This is a genomic window from Micromonospora sp. NPDC005305 (genome assembly GCF_040607315.1).
GTDB lineage: Bacteria > Actinomycetota > Actinomycetes > Mycobacteriales > Micromonosporaceae > Micromonospora.
The window spans coordinates 20,828-40,588 of record NZ_JBEXGL010000004.1; the positions used below are offsets into that span (position 1 = coordinate 20,828).

Consider the following 19,761-nt stretch of genomic DNA (forward strand, 5'->3'; position numbering starts at 1 on the left):
TCGCTCCCCGGGCGTCCCGGCGTCTTCAGGCGGCCTTGCGCAGCCGCACCTCCAACCCGATCAGCCCGTCCCGGTCCACCTCAGCGCCGCCGAAGGCGCTCTCGGCGGCAAGCCGGGCGAAGGCGCCGGCCGTGACCGCCCGCCGCCGCAGCATCCGCAGGGCCGAGCGGGTCCAGAAGGCGTCCAGCCCGCCCAGCCCCATCCGGGCCACCTCCCGCTCGATGTCCGCCGGTGTGGCGTCGGCGCGCAGGTCGTGGATCACCGCCCGGCCACCCGGCCGGAGCACCCGGTGCAGCTCGTCCAGCGCCCGCACCGGGCGGACGAAGTTCTTGAACGCGGCCTGGCAGACCACCAGGTCGAACGAGTCCGCCGGGAACGGCAGCTCGTGCACGTCGCCCTGGCGGAAGGCCACCTCGACCCCAGCGCGCCGGGCCGACTCCCCCGCCAGCTCCACGAACGTGTGGCTGACGTCCAGCCCGGTGATCCGGTACGGCCCCAGCCGGGCCAGCTCGATCGCCAGGTAGCCGGGGCCGGGCGCCACCTCCAGCACCGCCGCCCCGGCGGGCAGCCCCTCGGCCAGCCGGGCGGCCTGCCGCCGGTACTCGGCCAGTTGCGCGGCGGAGCCGCGGTTTCGCGCGTACCAGCGGGCGGTCCTGCCCTCCATCTCGGGCAGCAGCTTGCGCTTGGGCGCGCGCAGGTCCTTCGTACTCATCTCTTCCTCCGGTCTCGGGTCGTGCGGGCACGAACCGACCCGGGGACGGAAGCCCGGTTATCGTTGCGGTTGCCACCTTGCGGCCGGGTTGCCGTTCCCGCGGTCTCGGTTCGCAGTCAGGGCCCCGGCGGTGGTGTTACCGCACCCCCGCCGGGGTCCGCTCTCAGTGCGGCTCGGTCCCCCTCTCCGCCAGGTCTCTGTGCGGCTCGGTCCCTCTCTCTGCCAGGTCCGCCAGGTCTCTGTGCGGCTCGGTCCCTCTCTCCGCCAGGTCGGCCCACTCGGGCGGCACCGCGCCGGTCTCGTGCCAGGCCCGCCACTCGGCCAGACCCGGCAGCGCGCCGGTGGTCAGCTCGTCGAGCAGGCCGCGCACCCAGGTCGCCTCGGCCTCCCGGACGGCCAGGTCGTACTCGGCCTCGATGAGGAAGATCCGGGGCACCTCGCGGGCGTGCCCGGCCAGCGCCGCCCGCTGCGCGGCGAGCTGGCCCTCCAGCCGGTCGAGGCGCTCCCGCAGCAGCTCCAGGGCCTCGTCGGGCCCGAGGACGCCGAGCACCGACAGGCCGGCCTCGAACCGGGGCTGCTCCCGCTCCGGGACGGCGACCAGCTCGCGGGTCCAGTCGACGAGTTCGGCGCGCCCGGCCTCGGTGATCCGGTAGACGGTGCGCTCCGGGCGCCGCCCCTGCCGGCCGCTCTCCACCGCCGCGATGAGGCCGTGCCGCTCCAGGTTCGCCACCACCGTGTAGAGCGAGCCCCACTTGATCGGCATGTCCTGGTCCTTGCCGCGGGCGCGCAGCACGGCGGCGATCTCGTAGGGGTGGCGGGCGCGCTCGACCAGCGCCGCGAGCACGGCGAGGGCCATCAGGTTCCCGACCGGGCGTCGCTTCGGCACCGCCGCCTCCTCGCCACCGATTACTCGTAGACGAGTATACGACCGGCGACCCCCGACGCGAGGCATTCGTCTGTTTCGACGCATGTCACCAACACGTCGCCCGCGGCATCGCGCGCGGTTCCGCCATCGATCGACAATCGTCGACATCTGGCCCCACATCCCCGGGGAGGTAACCGTGTCCCGACGTCTCACCACCCTGCTCGCCGCCGGCACGATCGCCCTGCTCACCGCCGTCGGCGTGGCCACCCCCGCCGCCGCCGCGGTGAGCCGCGAGCAGAAGCTCGCCGTGCTCTCCAGCTGGACGCAGACCAGCGCCAGCAGCTACGCCGCCTGGAACTCTGCCCGAGTGAACCGGGCGCCCTGGACCGAGTACGCCTTCGACTGGTCGACCGACTACTGCTCATCGAGCCCGGACAACCCGCTCGGCTTCAGCTTCAGCCTCTCCTGCTACCGGCACGACTTCGGCTACCGCAACCACAAGGCGATGGGGGTGTTCCCGGCCAACAAGTCCCGGCTCGACAGCGCCTTCTACGCCGACCTGAAGCGGGTCTGCGCCACCTACAACACCGTGGTGCGACCGGCCTGCTACAGCCTGGCCTGGACCTACTACCAGGCGGTGAGCGTCTTCGGCTCGGTCGCCGCCGTCCAACAGGCCGACCTCGACCGCGCCGCGCGGATGAAGGCCGACGCCGAACGCGCGGCCGCCCGGCACTGACCCCTCGTCGATCCGGAGGTTCGCGTCGCCGGAGGCCCGGATCGCGACGCGAACCTCCTGGTCAACTCGCCGTGGAGCGGCGCGGCGCGGGGGCCGTGAAGCGAGGCGAGTCGGGGGTGGTCAGGTCGGGATGTTCCAGGTCGAGGGCCAGGGTGGCCGCCTCCTCCAGGCGGAGGGCGGCGCCGCTGGCCCAGGCGGCGTCGAACGCGGCGTCACCGAGCACCCGCCGCAGGTCCACCTGCCGGGCCAGCCAGTAGGGGCCGTAGATCCCCGGGGTGGCACGCAGGCTCGCCCGGGTGGCCTGGGCCGCACCGAACAGCCGGGCCGCCGTCACCGGCTCACCGCCCAACGCGCAGCGCACCGCGACCGCGTTCAAGGTGTCGCAGGCCCGGCCCAGGTAGCCGTGGTTCATCCGCGAGCGGAGCGCCACGAGCAGGTGCTCGTGCGCGGCGACCAGGTCACCCCGGGCCAGCGCGACCAGGCCGAGCAGCATGTCCACCGAGCGGCGGCCCCGCTCGACCGGGCGGGCCGCCTCCACCGGGCGGGCCGCGCCGAGCACCTCGGCCGCCTCCTCCAGCGCCCCCCGGCGCCACAGCAGCTCGGCGAGGTTGTAGACGGCGAGCAGCGCGTCGGAGACCACGTCCTGGGCGTACGCCCAGTCGATGACCTCCCGGCAGATCCGTTCCGCCTCGACGAACTGTCCCATGTCGACCAGCGGCGCGGCCCGTCCCGCCAGCACCCGGGCGAGCAACCCCAGATCACCGGCCTGCCGGGCGGCCGCCTCGGCCCGCTGCGAGTAACGCAGCTCCTCGGCGAACTCGCCGTCCGCCCCGGCGTGCAACGAGTGCATGTGGTACGCCGCCGCCAGCTCCGCCTCCGGGATCGACTCCCCCGTCTCGGCGATCCGGCCGTAGAGCCGGAACAGCCAGAGCCGCCCCTCCCGGGCCAGCCCCCGCTCCCGCCACCACTGGTCCAGCCCGCCGGCCAGCCGCAGGCCCGAACGGGCGCTGCCACCGGTGGCGCACCAGCGCAGCGCGGCCCGCAGCTCACCGGCGAGCGGGTCGAGCGCGTACAGGGAGAGGGTGACCGGGCGGCCGTCCGGGCCGAGGTGGGCGCGTTCCAGGGCGTGCCGGGACCAGGCGACGTGCCGGTCCCGGGCGGCCTGCTCCTCGCCGGCCTCGAACAGCCGCCGGGCCGCGTACGCCCGGATCGGGTCCAGCATCCGGTAGGTGCTGCCCGAGGCGCGCGGCTCGGCCAGCACCATCGACTTGTCCACGAGCACCGACAGCGGGTCCAGCGGGTCGTCGTCGAGCAGCCACTGCACGGTCGGCAGGTCCACCGGGCCGGCGAAGACGGCCAGCCACCGCAGCAGCCGGGCCGAGCGCGCCCCCAACGTCCGGTACGACCAGGTGACCGTGGCCTGCATGGTCAGGTGCCGCTCGTTCGCCGAGCGCTGCACCGCGCGGCTGGCCGGGGTGGCCGGGGTGGCCCCCTTCGCGGCGGCCACCAGGTCGACGGTGTCCTGCTGGTTGCCGGTCCAGCCGGGCTCCACCACGGGCGGCTCCGGCTCGTCCCGCCCGGCGTCCAGCGTGCCCAGCATGTCGTCGAGGCGCTCGGCGAGCTGCCCGGCCGACAGCACCCGCAGCCGCGCGGCGGCCAGCTCGATGGCGAGCGGCAGCCCGTCCAGGCGCCGGACCACCCGGCGCAGGTCGGCCTGCTCGGCGGGCTCCGGCGCCCGGCCGCCCCGGGCCGCCGCCGTGCGGTCCAGCAGCAGGGCCACGGCGTCGCTCGCCCCGCCGTCCGGGCCCGGGTCCACCGACAGCGGCGGGATCCGCCACACCACCTCACCGGGTACGCCGAACGACTCCCGGCTGGTGGCCAGCACCCGCACGCCCCGGCCACCGGCCAGCAGCCGGGAGATCGCCTCGGCCGAGGCGGCCGGCTGGGCGTCGCAGGTGTCCAGCACGACCAGCATCCGCCGGGCCGCCGCGTACTCGACCAGGGTGTCCACCATGGGGCGGCCGGGCTCCGGGCGGAGCCCGAGCACGGCCGCGATCTCGAACGCGACCAGCCCCGGGTCGGTCACCGCGGCCACGTCGACGAACCACACCCCGTCCGGGTACGCCTCGACCACCCCGGAGGCCAGCTCCACGGCCAGCCGGGTCTTGCCGGCCCCGCCCGCCCCCAGCACGGTCACCAGCCGGTACGCCTCGACCAGCCGCCGCAGCTCGGCCCGCTCGGCCTGCCGGCCCACGAACGAGGTGACCTGGGTGGGCAGGTTGTGCGCCACCGCGTCGGCGGTACGCGGCCGCGGGAAGCTCCGCTCCAGGCCGGGCGCGACGAGCTGGAACAGCCGCTCCCGGTCGTCGAAGCCGCGCAGCCGGTGCAGCCCGAGGTCCAACAGGGACGCCCCGTCGGGCAGCGGGTCGGCGTGCCGGGCCGTCGCCGCCGAGCAGAGCACCTGTCCACCGTGGGCGGCGGCAGCCACCCGGGCGGCCCGGTGCACCTCGGGGCTGGCGTACTCGCCGTCGCGGGGTTCGGCGTAGCCGGTGTGCAGCCCCATCCGGACCCGGGGCGCGGCCTCCGGAGTGGGCCAGTCGTGGTCGCCCAGCGCGCGTTGCCCGGTGAGGCAGGCGTGCACCGCCGCCCCCGCGTCCGGGAAGGCGAGGAAGAACGAGTCGCCCTCGGTCAGCAGCTCGGCGCCGTCGGTGCCGGCCAGCGTGTGGCGCAGCAACCGGCGGTGTTCCCGCAGAACCGGGCGGTAGCCCGGACCGAGCAGCTGGGCCAGTCGCGTGGAGCCCTCGATGTCGGTGAAGACGAAGGTCACCCAGCCGCTCGGGAGGTGGATCCGTGGCGACATGCGTGGAACCTCCGCCCCGTGACGTCGGCTTCATGCTGCCCTATGGTCACGCGGTCACGCATCGTGAGAACGGCCGGGGCGATTCCGACCCAAGGTGCCAAAGGATCACACGGGCGGCAGGCCGGATCGACCGGCGGGCCGAGGGCGGACGGTCGGTCAGCAGCCGCAGGCGCCGCCGCAGCAGCCACCGCCGGCCGGGGCGGAGGCCCCGCCGACCGGTCCGGATCCACCCCGGCCGGTGACCGCCACCGCGGAAAGCAGCTTCACCGTGTCGGCGTGTCCCTGCGGGCAGGAGGCCGGCTGACCGGCGTCGGCCATCGGGCGGTTGACCTCGAAGGTGTCGCCGCAGGCGCGGCAGCGGAACTCGTAGCGGGGCATGCCACCAGGGTACGGCCGGACCTGACGCCTCGGCAGTCATGGGTGATACTCGACGGGTGGTGGACGGCGAGCAGCGATCGACGGTTCGGCCCCTGCGACCGGCCGCGCCGCCCGACGGCGGCGGCGGCCCCGTCCCCCGCCCCCGCCGCGACGCCGCACCCGGCCCGGCGGTCGCCCCCGGGACCGAGCCGACCGACCCGAAGCCGGGTCCGGTCGACTCGACGGTGGTCGACAAGGCAGAGCCTGGCGACCCGGAGGCGAAGCCGGTCGGCAAGGCGGCGGGCGACCCGAAGCCGGGACCGGACGGCCCGAAGGCGAAGCCGGTCGACGCGGAGACGAAGCCGGACGGCGCGAAGGCGAAGCCGGACGACCCGGAGGCCGGTCCGGCGGGTGAGCCGGCGGCTGGCCGGCGGCGGCGGGTGCCGTTCGCGCACGCCGTCCGGATGCCGCCGCCCCGGCAGCTCGCCGCCGGCGCGGCCCGGGCCACCCGCGCCTGGTCGCGCCGTCCCAGCGGGCGCACGACTCTGCCCGGCCTCTTCCTGCTCGCCCTGGTCGCGGCGACCGCCACGGCCGGCGCGGTGCTGGTGCCCACGGCGGTCCGCAAGCCGCAGCCGGTGGCCGTCGACGCCACCACGAACGCGCCGGTCCAGGGCGTGCCCCAGGCCGGCGTGGTGCCCGGGGCGACGGGCGTGCCGGTCGGTCCCGGCGCGACCGGGCTGCCGGGCACCGTCGGCCCGACCGGCACGGCCGTCCCCGGCGGCACACCGACCGGTCCGGTGGGCCCGCCGCTCCCCGGCCGCCCGGCCGACGCGCTGGCCGGCTGGGCGCAGCAGGTCAGCGCGACCACCCGCATCCCACCGGTCGCCGTGCAGGCGTACGGCTACGCCGAGCTGGTGCTCGCCCAGACCAACCGCAGCTGCCAGTTGAGCTGGACCACGCTGGCCGCGATCGGCTACGTCGAGTCCCGCCACGGGGCGGCCAACAAGGCCACCCTCCGGCCGGACGGGGTCGCCGCACCGGAGATCGTCGGCGCCCCGCTCGACGGGCAGGGCGGCCGCTCCCGGATCCTCGACACCGACCGGGGGCAGCTCGACCACGACCCGGTCTACGACAAGGCGCTCGGCCCCATGCAGTTCATCCCCAGCACCTGGCAGGAGATCGGCGCGGACGCCGACAACGACGGCGTCAAGAACCCGCACGACATCGACGACGCGGCCCTGGCCGCCGGCCGTTACCTGTGCAAGGGCGGCCGGAACATGACCATCCCGGGCGACTGGTGGGGCGCGATCCTCTCCTACAACGATGTGCGCCGCTACGCCCAGGATGTCTTCAACAAGGCCGACGAGTACGGACGGCTGAGCGGTACGTGACGTGACCGGTTGCATACATTCGCGGACCAGACCCTTCCCCCGGGCTGCTGTTGACGGCAAGCTAGACGGGTGATGGTGCGCGAGTGGGACCCTCGGACCGCGTCGTCCGCCGAGATCGCGTCGCTCCTGGACACGCTGAACGCGGTGCTGGCGACCGACCTGCCGCAGGATCCGCCCTGGCGGGAGAGTTCCATGCGGGAATACCTCTCCGAGGTGATGCCCGGTGAGCGACGGATCTCCTGGGTCTACCAGGCCGATCCGGCGCCCGACGGCACGCCCGGGGCGATCCTGGGCCACGTGCATGTGCTGCTGCTCGGCGGCATCGGCGTGCTGGAGGTGCTGGTGCACCCGGCGCTGCGGCGCAGCGGGCTCGGCCGTGAGCTGGTGCGGGTGGCCGCCCGCCGGGTCTGGGACGAGGGCTTCCAGTCGATCGGCGTGGAGGTGGTCGGCGACACCCCGGCGGTGGCCTTCTACGAGGCGCTCGGCTTCACCAGGGAATACGTCGAGACCCGCAGCGTGCTCGACCTGGGCGCGGTGGAGTGGCCGGTGCTGGCCGAGATGGCCACCGAGGTGGGCGCCGGCTACCACGTCGAGTTCTGCCCGGGCGGGCCGCCGGACGACCTCATCGAGGCGTACGCGCGGGCCAAGGCCGAGGTGCGCGACGTGGACGACGGCGAGCTGCGGCCCAGCTCCTACGACCCCCAGCGGCTGCGGGACAGCCTCGACACGCTGCACCGGCGGGGCATGAAGCCCTACATCGTGCTGGCCCTGCACGAGCAGACCGGCGAGGTGGCCGGGCTCACCGAGGTGGTGGTGCCGGCGCAGCACCCCACCCGGGCCGACCAGTACGACACGATCGTGGTCCGCGACCACCGGGGCTACGGCATCGACCGCGCCATCAAGGCCCGGATGCTGCTGGAGCTGCGTTCCGCCGAGCCGGAGCTGGCCGAGGTGCAGACCTGGAACGCGCAGGCCAACGAGGCGATGCTGAAGGTCAACGCGGAGCTGGGCTACCGCCCCGACCGGGACTGGTGCGAATACAGCGTGGACGTGGCCGAGCTGGTGCACCGGCTCGACAGCCAGCGCTGACGGATATTCATCAAACGGCTGCCCGGGGGATGGACGGCGGACCGGAACGGCCCTTAACGTGCGTTAGTTCCTGTCCACCCATCGTGGAGGCTCCATGCGCCCGCGCCGCACCTTAGCCGCGCTCGCGACCACCGCCGCCGTCTCCGTCACGGCCATCGGGATCGCACCCCCCGCGGCCAGCGCCGCGCCCACCGACCTGTTCATCTCCGAGTACGTCGAGGGCTCGTCCAACAACAAGGCCGTCGAGCTCTACAACGGCACCGGCGCGCCGATCGACCTGGCCGCCGCCGGCTACCAGCTCCAGCTCTTCTTCAACGGCGCCCCCACGTCGACCAACGTGCCGCTGACCGGCACGGTCGCCACCGGCGACGTCTTCGTCTTCGCCGCCTCGACGGCCGCACCGGCGATCCTCGCCCAGGCCGACCAGACCTACGGCGGCTCGCTCTACAACGGCGACGACGCGATCGTGCTGCGCAAGGGCACCACGGTGGTCGACTCGATCGGCCAGGTCGGCGTCGACCCGGGCAGCGAGTGGGGCACCGGGCTCACCAGCACCGCCGACAACACGCTGCGCCGGCTCCCCACGGTGAGCACCGGCGACATCGACCCGTCCAACGCGTTCGACCCGGCCGTGCAGTGGGAGGGCTTCGCCACCGACACCGTCGACGGGCTGGGCAGCCACCGCATCGACGACGGCGGCCCGGTCGACCGGGCGCCCACGCTGACCTGCGGCGGCACGCTGACCGTGGAGGCGGGCGCCACGGCGACCCGCCAGGTCACCGCCACCGACGCCGACGACACCGTCACCGACCTCGCGGTCACCGCGGTCGACCCGGCGCCGGCGAGCGGCTCGATCAGCCGTACCGCGTTCACGCCGGCCGCCGCGGCCGGCGGCACGGCCACGGCCACGCTGACCGCCACCGGCCTCCCGGCCGGCGCCTACTCGGTCACCGTGACCTCGACGGACGCCGAGGGCGGCACCGCGACCTGCACGCTGACCGTGCAGGCCACCGCCGTGCTGTCGGTGGGCGAGGTGCAGGGCCGCACCGGTGACGACGAGGACGGCCGCGCCGACCGGTCGCCGCTCGCTCCGGCCAGCGGCAACGGCACCAGCTCCCTGCTCTACGACGTCCGCGGCGTCATCACCCAGAAGTCGCTGACCCGCACCTCCGCCGGGGCCGACCAGTGGGGCTTCTACCTGCAGAGCCGCACCGGCACCGAGGACGGCGACGCGCTCACCTCGGACGGCATCTTTGTCTTCATGGGCTCGTTCACCACGCTGATCGGCGGCTACGCCCCGACCGTCGGCGACGAGGTGGTGCTGCGCGGGCGGGTCTCCGAGTATTTCAACCAGACCCAGCTCTCCAGCGCCTCCCTCGTGCGCAAGCTCGACTCGGGGCTGGACGTGGACACCGCCGTACGGGTCACGGACGCCCGGCCGCCGGCCGGCGCGGCCGCCGCCGGCCTGTTCTGGGAGCGGCACGAGGGCGAGCGGATGCGGGTCCGTTCCGGCAGCGGGGTCTCCGCCCCGCGGCACATCTTCGCGTCCACCCTGGACTCGGAGATCTACGTGCTGGACCGCGAGGACCCCATCATGAAGCGGTCCGACCCGTACGCCCGCCGGGTGTTCCGGGATGCGCACCCGCTGGACGACATCCCGGGCACGCTCTTCGACAACGGCAACAACCAGCGGATCCTGCTGGGCGCCGGCGGCGTGAAGGCGACCGCCGGGGAGTCGACCGCGCTGCTGCCCGAGGCGCGCACCTACGACACGCTGACCGAGGACGCCTACGGTGCCGTCTCGTACGCGTTCAGCAAGTACAGCGTGCAGCCCGAACAGCTCACGCTGACCGGCGGCGCGGACCCGGCGGAGAACAACCCGCCGCGGCCGGCCGACCGGGGCAGCGAGGTCGCGGTGGCCACCTACAACGTGGAGAACCTGTACGACTACCGGGACGACCCGTTCGACGGCTGCGACTTCGCCGGCAACCCGGGCTGCACCGGGGTCAACCCGCCGTTCGACTACGTGCCGGCCAGCGAGGCGGCCTACACCGAGAAGTTGGGCGTGCAGGCGCGGCAGATCACCGGCGCCCTGCACAGCCCGGACCTGGTGCTCGTGCAGGAGGCCGAGGACCAGGACATCTGCGCGGTGGCCGACGGCAAGCTGGTCTGCGGCGACACGAACAACGCCGACGGCGCGCCGGACACCATCCAGGAGTTGGCGCTGGCCATCGCGGCCAACGGCGGCCCCGCCTACGCGGCGGCGTACGACCGCACGGGCGCGGACGCCCGGGGCATCGCCTCGGCGTTCCTCTACCGCACCGACCGGCTGACGCTCGCCCAGGCGAGCGCCACCGACCCGCTGCTGGGCTCGGCGCCGACCGTCCAGTACCGCTCGGCGGCCCTGCCGTCGAACGCCGACGTGCAGAACCCGAAGGGGTTCAACGCCGTGCTGCCGGCCGACGTCGACCGCACGACCGGCGTGGACGGCAGCAACGTCTACACCCGGGCCGTCCAGCTGGCCAGGTTCACCGTGGCGGCGGCGCCCGGCTCGGCGGAGCACTTCACGCTCTGGGCGGCCACCAACCACTTCTCGTCCGGCCCGGACAGCCGGGTCGGGCAGCGGCGGGAGCAGGCCGCGTACGGTGCGGCGCTGGTGCAGGCCGTCGAGGCGGCCGACCCGAACGCGCGGGTGATCTACGGCGGTGACCTCAACGTCTTCCCCCGCCCCGACGACCCGATCGCCACGGGGGCGAACCCGACCCCGTCGGACCAGCTCGCCCCGCTGTACCAGGCCGGCCTGCACAACCTCTGGGACGACCTGGTGGCGGACGTGCCCGCGTCGGCGTACTCGTACACCTTCGACGGGCAGGCCCAGACGCTGGACAACCTCTTCGTCAACGGCCCGCTGCACGAGGACCTCGTCCAGGTCCGCACGGCCCACATCAACGCCGACTACCCCACCGACGCCGAGGGCCTGGGTGACCGGGGGGCCAGCGACCACGACCCCCAGGTGGCCCGGTTCCGCTCCCGCGCGTCGCTGCGCGTCTCCGACGCGGCGGTGGTGGAGGGCGACAAGGGCGCCAGCACCATGACCTTCACGGTGACCGTCTCCCGCCCGCTCTCGGCGGCGGCCCTGATCTGCGCCACCACCTACGGCACCACGGCGCAGGCCGGGTCGGACTACGACCCGTACGTGGGCTGCAAGACCCTGGCCGCCGGCCAGAGGTCGCTGACCTTCCCGGTGACCGTCCGCGGTGACCGGAAGCGCGAGGCGGACGAGCAGCTCAAGCTGTACGTGGCGGGCGTGCCGGGGCTCCGGCTCGCCGACGTGACCGGCGTCGGCACCATCCGCAACGACGACTGACGGCGGTATCGCGAAGCGGCCCGTCGCCCGGCTCACCAGCCGGGCGGCGGGCCGTTGCGGTAGCCGCACCGCTGCCGGTCGGGCGGCGGGGGCATGCCCCGGTACTTGGCCACCCGCACCTCCCACTGGCTCCGCCGGCGGAGGTCGTCGCGGTCCCGCATCGGGCTGAGCACCCGGCCGAACTCGTCGACCACGGCGAGCCGGAACCCGGCCACGCCGATGATCCGGCGCAGCATGGCGATGCTCGGGGTCAGGGTGCCGGCCTCGATCCGCCCGATGGTCGTGGAATGCACGCGGGCGACCCGGGCGAGTTCCCGCTGGCTCACGTCGGCCCGGCGGCGGACCGCGCGGACGATTCCCGACGCGGGCCACGGGATTTTGAAGGGCTCGGTGAGCATCGTGGGCGGCTCGACAGGTTCATCGGTCGTGACCGCCGGTTCGTCAGGGGTGGCCGGGGCGCTCATGGACCCAGGCTCTTTCCACGCGCCTGAACGCGGCAACCCCGACCGGCCCGGCTGTGGACAGCCGAGGCGCCTGTGGACAGGTCGCGCCTCGCCGGCGGTCTGTCCCGTCCCCTGCCGGTACGCATGCTCATTCGCGTGGCCGCGCGAGGCGGTCGGGGTCGCGCAGGCTCGGTACGCACAGTGACAATGGCGCGCGGCGGCGCCGAGCGAACCGGCCAGGATACGGGCACCGGCCGATCCCTCCGTGCGACAACCCGGGAACGAAATCCGCCTCCGGAGCGTGTACCGGACATGGGAAGCCACCTCTCGGCCCCGCCCGGTCCGCCGGACGTGCTGCCGCGCGACCGTGACACGTCCCGGCACCTGCCGTTCGAGCAGTTCTACCGGGACCACGTGGACCGGATCCACCGCGCGCTCGCGCTGGCCGTCGGGGACACCGCGGTGGCCCGGGAGGCGACCGACGAGGCGATGGTTCGGGCGTACGCCCGGTGGGACCGGGTGCGCCGGCTGGACAACCCGGGCGGCTGGGTCTTCCGGGTCGGGCTGAACTGGGCCACCTCGTGGTGGCGGAAGGTGCGCCGGGAACGGCCGCCGGCCGAGGACTGGCACCCGGCGACGGCGGCGCCGGACCCGGCCGGGCTTGCCGCCCGGTCGGCCCTGGAGCGGCTGCCCGTCGGCCGGCGCACCGTGGTCGTCTGCCGCGTGCTGCTGGACCTCTCCACCGCCGAGACCGCCGCCGTGCTGGACCTGACCGAGGGCACCGTCCGCAGCCGCCTCTCCCGTGGGCTGGCCGAGCTGCGGGCCGCGCTGGCCGAGGAGGAGTGACCGTGGACGTCGTACCCGAGGACCTGGCCGAGCTGGTCCACCGCGCCGCTCGCGAGACCGCGCCGTACCCCGCGGATCTGGCGGCGCTGCGCCAGCGGGCCCGGGTCCGCCGGCGCCGGCGGACCGCGACGGCCGTGGCGGGCCTGGTGGTCCTGGTCGCGCTCACCGGCGGCGCCGTGCCGCTGCTCGTGGGCGAGCACCGGCCGGCCGCACCCCTGGCCGCGCCGTCCCCGTCGCCGGCCGTTCCCGGCGCGCCGTCGCCCACCGTCTCCGGCTCGCCGCCGCCGGCCTCCAGGCCGGCGCAGCGGCTGCTGCTCAGCGGCGATGGCGGCACCGTGGGACCGCACCGGGCCACCCCGGAGATCGGCCTTCTCCCCGGCGTCGCGGACGAGCTGCGCGGCGACGGCTCGGTGGTACGGCACCGGGTGCCCGCCGGCTGGGAGGAGACCGTGGCACTGCCCGACGGACGGCTGGTCGGCCTCAAGCTCACCGACCTCATGCCCGGCGTACGGCGGACGGACGGCCCGGGCGTGGCCGGCCTCTCCATCAAGCTCGTGGTGCTCACCGCCGACGGACGCGCCGAGGTCAGCCGGGAGGTCCGGGTCAGGGGCCAGGCCCTCGGACTGGCCGGCGCCGACGCACGGTACGCCTACCTGGTCCGGGACGGGGTGGGCCTGGTGTCCCACGAGCTGGCCACCGGCCGAGAGAAGACCCTGATCCGGGTGCCGAGGAAGGTCGACGGCGAGCTGCCGTTCCGCGAGGCCGACGTGGCGGCCGGCCGCGTGGTGTCGGTGACCGGGCCAGCCGACATGACCCGCTGCCAGCTCGACGTACGCCGGCTGGCCGGTGGGAGCCGGATGTCGCGGCTGACGGTGGCCGGCGAGTGTGCCCCGTCGGTCCGGCTCTCCCCGGACGGCAGCCTCGTCGCGGTCCCCTACCGCCGCCCGAACGGCCGGAACCTCGATTACCGGCTGGCGATCCTGGACACGGCTACCGGTCAGCGCCGGGCCGACCAGCCACTCGGAACGGCCAGCCCGACCTACGGCCTGACGGGCGGCGGGACCTGGGGCGCCGCCTGGGTCGACGACACCACCGTGCGTGTGGTGTGGGCGCAGCTACCGGACCCGCCCCGGAAGGTCTACCGCGTGGCGGAGCTGGCCCGGGTGGTGACCGTCAGCGTTCAGTAGCGCTGGCGGAGCAGCTGGGCCGCCTCGATCGCCCAGTAGGTGAGGATGATCTGCGCGCCGGCCCGGCGGATCGAGGTGAGCGTCTCCAGGATCGTCCGCTCGCGGTCGATCCAGCCGTTCGCGGCGGCCGCCTCGACCATCGCGTACTCGCCTGAGACCTGGTAGGCGGCGACCGGGACGTCGACCGCGGCCCGGACGGCCGCCACCACGTCGAGGTAGGGCAGGGCCGGCTTGACCATCACCATGTCGGCGCCCTCGGCGACGTCCAGCTCGACCTCGCGCAGCGACTCCCGCAGGTTCGCCGGGTCCTGCTGGTAGGTGCGCCGGTCCCCGTCGAGCGCCGACTCGACGGCGTCCCGGAACGGGCCGTAGAAGGCGGAGGCGTACTTGACGGCGTACGCGAGCACCGACACGTCCTGGTGCCCGGCGGCGTCCAGGGCCCGGCGGACCACGCCAACCTGGCCGTCCATCATCCCGGACGGCCCGACCACGTGGACCCCGGCGTCGGCCTGGGCGACCGCCATCCGGGCGTACTCGGTGAGGGTGGCGTCGTTGTCCACGGCGCCGTCGGGGGTGAGCAGGCCGCAGTGCCCGTGCGAGGTGAACTCGTCCAGGCAGAGGTCGCTCATCACCACGGTGGCGTCACCGACCTCGGCGATCACGTCCCGGATGGCCACGTTGAGGATGCCGTCCGGATCGATGCCGCCCGACCCGGTCTCGTCCCGTGTCGCCGGCACCCCGAAGAGCATGATCCCGCCGACCCCGGCCTGGACCGCCTCGACGGCGGCCTTGCGCAGCGAGTCCCGGGAGTGCTGGAGCACCCCCGGGAGCGACGCCACGGCACGCGGCTCGGTCAGCCCCTCCTTGACGAACATCGGCACGACCAGCTCGGCCGGGTCGACGCGGGTCTCGGAGACCAGCCGCCGCACGGCCGCGTTGCGGCGCAACCTGCGGGGCCGGATCTCGGGGTACAACATGAGGGGCCTCCTGTCAGCGGAACCGCAGGGCGGTCGGGCCCTGCACCTTCGAGCCGCGGCGCTGCTTGGCCGGCATGGCGGCGAGCTTCTCGCGCAGCTCGACGGCGTAGGCGGCGAGCGCCTCCACCAGGTCGGGCACCGAGGCGTGCGGCGGCTGCACGTCGACCCGCAGGCCGAACTCCGTCGCGGTCTCCGCCGTCTTGGGCCCGATAACGGCAACAACGGTACGCGCGTGCGGCTTCCCGGCGATGCCGACCAGGTTCCGGACGGTCGAGGACGAGGTGAAGAGCACCGCGTCGAACCCGCCCGACTTGATAGCGTCGCGGATCTCGGCGGGCGGCGGCGCGGCCCGCACGGTCCGGTACGCGGTCACGTCGTCGACCTCCCACCCCCGCTCGGTGAGCCCGGCGGCCAGGGTCTCGGTGGCGATGTCGGCGCGCGGCAGCAGCACCCGGCCGACCGGGTCGAGGATCTCGTCGTGCGGCGAGAACTCGGCCAGCAGGCCCTCGGAGGACTGCTCCCCGGAGGGGATCAGCTCCGGCTGGATGCCGAAGGCGCGGACCGCCTCGGCGGTGGCCTCACCGATGCAGGCGATCTTGACGCCGCCGAAGTGGCGGGCATCCAGGCCGTGCTCGGCGAACTTCTCCCAGACCGCCCGGACCGCGTTCACCGAGGTGAAGATCACCCAGGCGTACCGGCCGTCGACCAGGCCCTTGACGGCCCGCTCCATCTGGGCCGGGGTGCGCGGCGGCTCGACCGCGATGGTCGGCACCTCGCACGGGATCGCCCCGTACGCGCGCAGCCGCGCGCTCATGGCGCCGGCCTGCTCCTTGGTGCGGGGGACGAGCACCTTCCAGCCGTACAGCGGCCGGTTCTCCCACCAGCTCAGCTTGTCCCGCTCGGTGACGCCCGCGCCGACGGTGAGCACGACCCGGCCGGTGAAGCCGAGCGCCGCCGCGACGAAGGAGTCGACGGTCGACGTGGTGGTGTACTGCGTCTCGCCGGTGCCGTCGCCGGTCACCGCGACGGCGGTGGTGCCCTCCACCCCGGCGGCCAGCAGGCCGTCCCGGATGGCGGCCAGGTCACCGGCGTCCACAGCGACGGCCAGGGAGCCCCGGGCCACGGCGGCGGCCAGCGCGTCGAAGTCCAGCGTGGTGACGTCCTCGACGTCGGCGGCGGTGCGCACGCCGGCCAGCGGCACACCGGCGTAGGTGGCCACACCCTCGGCCTGACCGACGCCCGGCACCACCTCGAAGTGCGCGGCGGTGCGCGCCACCGCCTGCACCTCCTTGACCACCGAGTCGTGGCCGAACGGGTCACCGGCGACCAGGTGCACGGCGTTCTGGCCGGACCGGGCCGCCGAGATCAGCACCTTCGCCACGTCCCCCGGCACACCCTCGGCGGGGCTGAACTCGGCATCGGGCCTGGCCTGGGCGCGGACGTGCTCCAGCAGCGACTCGGGGACTCCCCGGTCGTACACCACCTGGTCGGCGTCGACCAGGGCGTCCAGCGCCCGGCGGGTCAGCAGGCCCGGGTCGCCGGGACCGGCCCCGACGAACGCGATCCGGCCTACGGGCTTACGGGTGCGGGTCATTCTGTGCTCCCAAATTGCTGGGTCCCCGGGCCGGTGTGTCCTTCTTGGCCGAGGATCGAGTCGGCGCCGAGTTCGAGGAGTTCGGCGGCGAGTGCCTTACCGATCTCCGCCGCGTCGGCGGGCGTTCCGGTGCGGGACAGCCGGAGGTCACGGGTGCCGTCCGGGCTGATCACCGCCCCGCGCAGGTAGATCTCCTCACCGGCGTCACCCTCGGCGAGTTCGCCGTAGGCGGCGACGGGTGCGCTGCACCCGGCCTCCAGGGTGGCCAGCAGTGCCCGCTCCGCGACGACCGCGGCACGGGACGGTGCGTGGTCGAGCACGCCGAGCAGCTCGACCAGGTCCTGATCGTCGATCCGGCACTCCACGGCCAGCGCGCCCTGGGCGGGCGCGGGCAGCATGAGCATCGGGTCGAGCGTCTCGGTGATCACGTCGGCGCGGCCGAGCCGGGTGAGCCCGGCCCGGGCCAGCACGACGGCGTCGAGGTCGGCGTCCGGGCCGAGCACCCGGCCGAGCCGGGTGTCGACGTTGCCCCGGATCGGGGTGACCTCCAGTTGCAGGCCCAGGGCGTGCAACTGGGCCATGCGGCGCAGCGCGCCGGTGCCGACCCGCGCGCCGGGCGGCAGCTCGGCGAGGGTGCGGCCGTCCCGGGCGATCAACGCGTCCCGCGGGTCCTGCCGGGGCGGCACGGCGGCGATGTGCAGGCCGGGCGCCGCCGCGGTGGGCAGGTCCTTGTACGAGTGGACGGCGAAGTCGATCTCCCGGGCGGTCAGCGCGTCCCGCAGCGCGGAGACGAAGACGCCGACGCCGAGCCGGTGCACCGGGGCCGTGGAGCGGTCCCCGGCGGTCACCACCTCGACCAGTTCGACCGGGCGGCCGGTGGCCGCGGTGAGCGCCTCGGCGACGTGGCCGGACTGGGCCATCGCCAGGGCGCTGCCCCGGGTGCCGAGGCGCAGGGGGGCGGTCATCGCGCACCTCCGGTGGGCGGGGTGGTGTCGGCCGGCATGACGATCTCCGCCTCCACCACGTCGGGAACGGTGTCGACCGGGGAGGTCTGGGGCACCTGAAGGTCGAACAGCTCGCGCAGCAGGGCGGCGTACTGGTCGCCGCCCGGCTCGGCCGCGAGCTGGCGGACCCGGACGGTGGGCTGGTGCAGCAGCCGCTGCACCACCCGGTGCACGGTGCGGGCGACCTCGGCGCGCTGGTCGTCGGTGAGGTCCGGGCGGCGCTGGGCCAGCCGGCGCAGCTCGGCGGTGACCACGTCGTCGGCGCGCCCGCGCAGGGCCGCCACGGTGGGGGCCACGTCGGCGCCGCGCAGCCAGCTCAGGAACGCCTCGACCTCACCGGCCACGATGCGGGCCACCTCGGCGGCGTCGGCGGCGGCCGGGCCGTCGGCGAGGATCCCCGCCATCCGGTCGATGTCGATCACCTCGACGCCGGGCAGCGCGGCGACGCCCTCCTCGACGTCGCGCGGGACGGCCAGGTCGAGCAGGACCAGCGGGCCGCGGGCGGCGTCCCGGCGGGCCTGCGCCCGGGTCACCACGTCGCGGGTGAGGACCGGCTCGGTGGCCGCGGTGGCGGCCACCACGATGTCCACTGTGGGGAGGGCCTCGACCAGCCCGGTCATCGGCACGGCGGTCGCGCCGTAGGACTCGGCCAGCCGGACGGCCCGCTCGGCGCCCCGGTTGGTGACGGTGAGCGGGCCGGCGCCCAGCCGGGAGAGGGTGGCCACGCCCAGCGAGCCCATCGCCCCCGCACCGACCACCATGGCGGGCCGGCCGGTCAGGTCGCCGTCGAGCAGGCCGGCGGCCAGGTCGAGGGCGGCGGTGACCACGCTCTGCCCGGCCCGGTCGATGTTGGTCTCGGCGTGCGCCCGCTTGCCCACGCGCAGCGCCTGCTGCATGAGCTCGTGCAGCAGCCGGCCGGCGGAGTCGGCGCCGCTGGCCGAGTGGTAGGCGTCGCGGAGCTGGCCGAGGATCTGCGCCTCCCCGACCACCATCGAGTCCAGCCCGGTGGCCACCCGGAAGACGTGGTCGACGGCGGCGGCGTCGTAGTGCACGTAGAGGTGGGTGGCGAGCGCCGCCGGCGTGGCGCCGGCCTGCTCGGCCAGGACCGCGCAGATGTCACCGAGGCCGCCGTGGAAGCCGGTGACGGCCGCGTACACCTCGACGCGGTTGCAGGTGGAGACCAGGACGGCCTCGGCGACGTACGGCTGGGCGATCAGGCGGTCCAGGGTGCGGGTGAGGTCCGCGGGCGGGACCGCCAGCTGCTCCAGCGTGGCGACCGGGGCGGTGCGGTAGGACGCGCCGACGACGAGCAGTTTCACGTGCCGATCGCCTCCTGGGTGTCGGTGGCCGCGAGCCCGCCGGGGAGCGCGGTCAGCGACGCCTTGCGGTGTTCGTGGAAGGACAGGATCTGCAGCTCGATCGCGAGGTCGACCTTGCGCACGTCGACTCCCTCCGGAACCGAGAGTACGCAGGGTGCGAAGTTGAGGATGCTCGTCACGCCGACCGCGACGAGCTGATCGGCGACCGCCTGCGCGGCCGGCGCGGGGGTGGCGATCACGCCGATCGAGATCGACTCCTCGACGGCGACCCGCGCCAGTTCGTCGACGTGCCGGACGACCAGCCCGTTGATCTCCTCACCGACCCGGGAGGCGTCGGCGTCGAAGAGCGCGGCGATCCGGAAGCCGCGGCTGGCGAAGCCGTCGTAGCCGGCCAGGGCGTGACCGAGGTTACCCACGCCGACCAGCGCGACCGAGCGGCACTGGGTGAGGCCGAGCACCGACTCGATCTGCTCGATCAGCAGCGTGACGTCGTAGCCGACGCCCCGGGTGCCGTACGAGCCGAGGTGCGAGAGGTCCTTGCGGAGCTTCGCCGAGTTGACCCCGGCGGCGTTGGCCAGCCCCTCGCTGGAGACCGTCTCGTGGCCGGTGTCGGCGAGCGCGTGCAGCGCGCGGAGGTATTCCGGAAGCCGCGCGACGGTGGCCTCGGGCAGGTCCGGGAGCGCCGGTACGGCACCGGCGCGGCCGGGCGCGCCTGGGTGACGGTGCTGACTCATGAGACTCCGTGCGGTGCGATCCTCGACCAGCGACGGTGACCGGTCGTTCCGGGACGCCCGCTGGCGACCGATGTTGCCGGCTGTGCTAGCAGGGCGCGTCGGAACTACAGAGTAGGCGCTTGTGAAGAGGTGCACAAATCGCGATCTTGCTAGCTCGCGATGCGCCTCCACCTGCCACTCCATTCCCACAAGATCGATAGACGGAGCTCCCTCGGCACCGCGTGGCGATTATTGCTCAATCCCGACTTCTCTGACCAATCGCGCGCGCCCGGTAGCGCTG

At 74.6% G+C, this 19,761-nt stretch carries 16 protein-coding genes; 6 read left to right on the forward strand and 10 right to left on the reverse strand.

Annotation, left to right across the window (positions count from 1 at the left end; all coding sequences use genetic code 11):
- Positions 1-25 precede the first annotated feature (25 nt).
- Positions 26-712 (reverse strand): class I SAM-dependent methyltransferase, encoded by a 687-nt coding sequence (locus tag ABZS80_RS08275; protein WP_355055090.1) that lies wholly within the window; start codon positions 710-712, stop codon positions 26-28.
- A 163-nt stretch (positions 713-875) separates the two neighbouring features.
- Positions 876-1,598 carry a PadR family transcriptional regulator gene (locus ABZS80_RS08280; protein ID WP_355055091.1) on the reverse strand — a complete coding sequence of 241 codons (723 nt, stop codon included), beginning with the start codon at positions 1,596-1,598 and terminating at the stop codon, positions 876-878.
- Between the two features lie 175 nt (positions 1,599-1,773).
- Between ABZS80_RS08280 and ABZS80_RS08285 the strand changes: the two genes are divergently transcribed.
- The gene (locus tag ABZS80_RS08285; RefSeq protein WP_151464562.1) at positions 1,774-2,313 is read left to right on the forward strand and encodes a phospholipase; all 540 of its coding nucleotides are present in this window, start codon (positions 1,774-1,776) and stop codon (positions 2,311-2,313) included.
- Between the two features lie 61 nt (positions 2,314-2,374).
- Here the strand turns inward: ABZS80_RS08285 and ABZS80_RS08290 are convergent, their stop codons facing one another.
- Both ABZS80_RS08290 and ABZS80_RS08295 read right to left on the reverse strand, forming a co-directional pair.
- Complete coding sequence (locus ABZS80_RS08290; RefSeq protein ID WP_355055092.1) at positions 2,375-5,173, reverse strand: adenylate/guanylate cyclase domain-containing protein; 2,799 nt, start codon at positions 5,171-5,173, stop codon at positions 2,375-2,377.
- A gap of 156 nt (positions 5,174-5,329) precedes the next feature.
- Positions 5,330-5,551 (reverse strand): zinc ribbon domain-containing protein, encoded by a 222-nt coding sequence (locus ABZS80_RS08295; protein WP_151464564.1) that lies wholly within the window; start codon positions 5,549-5,551, stop codon positions 5,330-5,332.
- 38 nt (positions 5,552-5,589) lie between these two features.
- Between ABZS80_RS08295 and ABZS80_RS08300 the strand changes: the two genes are divergently transcribed.
- From ABZS80_RS08300 to ABZS80_RS08310, 3 genes are all read left to right on the forward strand, one after another.
- Positions 5,590-6,921: a lytic murein transglycosylase gene (locus tag ABZS80_RS08300; RefSeq protein WP_355055093.1), complete on the forward strand. Its 1,332-nt coding sequence runs from the start codon at positions 5,590-5,592 to the stop codon at positions 6,919-6,921.
- Between the two features lie 72 nt (positions 6,922-6,993).
- Positions 6,994-8,010, forward strand: a complete 1,017-nt coding sequence (locus ABZS80_RS08305) for a GNAT family N-acetyltransferase (protein ID WP_355055420.1) — start codon at positions 6,994-6,996, stop codon at positions 8,008-8,010.
- Between the two features lie 94 nt (positions 8,011-8,104).
- The gene (locus ABZS80_RS08310) at positions 8,105-11,377 is read left to right on the forward strand and encodes a lamin tail domain-containing protein (protein ID WP_355055094.1); all 3,273 of its coding nucleotides are present in this window, start codon (positions 8,105-8,107) and stop codon (positions 11,375-11,377) included.
- 32 nt (positions 11,378-11,409) lie between these two features.
- Here the strand turns inward: ABZS80_RS08310 and ABZS80_RS08315 are convergent, their stop codons facing one another.
- A complete protein-coding gene (locus tag ABZS80_RS08315; RefSeq protein WP_355055095.1) occupies positions 11,410-11,841 on the reverse strand; it encodes a helix-turn-helix transcriptional regulator in 432 nt (143 codons plus the stop codon).
- Positions 11,842-12,132: 291 nt separating this feature from the next.
- Here ABZS80_RS08315 and ABZS80_RS08320 point away from each other — a divergent pair, with 291 nt between their 5' ends.
- Together ABZS80_RS08320 and ABZS80_RS08325 are read left to right on the forward strand one after the other, a co-directional pair.
- Positions 12,133-12,666 carry a sigma factor-like helix-turn-helix DNA-binding protein gene (locus ABZS80_RS08320; protein ID WP_355055096.1) on the forward strand — a complete coding sequence of 178 codons (534 nt, stop codon included), beginning with the start codon at positions 12,133-12,135 and terminating at the stop codon, positions 12,664-12,666.
- Between the two features lie 2 nt (positions 12,667-12,668).
- Positions 12,669-13,853, forward strand: a complete 1,185-nt coding sequence (locus tag ABZS80_RS08325; RefSeq protein WP_355055097.1) for a hypothetical protein — start codon at positions 12,669-12,671, stop codon at positions 13,851-13,853.
- Here ABZS80_RS08325 and hemB read toward each other — a convergent pair.
- The 5 genes from hemB to ABZS80_RS08350 are packed head-to-tail and all read right to left on the reverse strand — an operon-like array spanning position 13,847 to position 19,481.
- The gene (hemB, locus tag ABZS80_RS08330) at positions 13,847-14,830 is read right to left on the reverse strand and encodes a porphobilinogen synthase (RefSeq protein WP_355055098.1); all 984 of its coding nucleotides are present in this window, start codon (positions 14,828-14,830) and stop codon (positions 13,847-13,849) included. The genes ABZS80_RS08325 and hemB overlap by 7 nt on opposite strands.
- A gap of 13 nt (positions 14,831-14,843) precedes the next feature.
- A complete protein-coding gene (locus ABZS80_RS08335) occupies positions 14,844-16,424 on the reverse strand; it encodes a uroporphyrinogen-III synthase (RefSeq protein ID WP_151460850.1) in 1,581 nt (526 codons plus the stop codon).
- The gene (gene hemC / locus ABZS80_RS08340) at positions 16,421-17,389 is read right to left on the reverse strand and encodes a hydroxymethylbilane synthase (RefSeq protein WP_355055099.1); all 969 of its coding nucleotides are present in this window, start codon (positions 17,387-17,389) and stop codon (positions 16,421-16,423) included. The genes ABZS80_RS08335 and hemC overlap by 4 nt, the downstream gene beginning before the upstream one ends.
- Positions 17,386-18,747, reverse strand: a complete 1,362-nt coding sequence (locus tag ABZS80_RS08345) for a glutamyl-tRNA reductase (protein ID WP_355055100.1) — start codon at positions 18,745-18,747, stop codon at positions 17,386-17,388. Before ABZS80_RS08345 ends, hemC begins: the two co-directional genes overlap by 4 nt.
- Positions 18,744-19,481: a redox-sensing transcriptional repressor Rex gene (locus ABZS80_RS08350; RefSeq protein ID WP_355055101.1), complete on the reverse strand. Its 738-nt coding sequence runs from the start codon at positions 19,479-19,481 to the stop codon at positions 18,744-18,746. Before ABZS80_RS08350 ends, ABZS80_RS08345 begins: the two co-directional genes overlap by 4 nt.
- Positions 19,482-19,761: the final 280 nt, after the last annotated feature.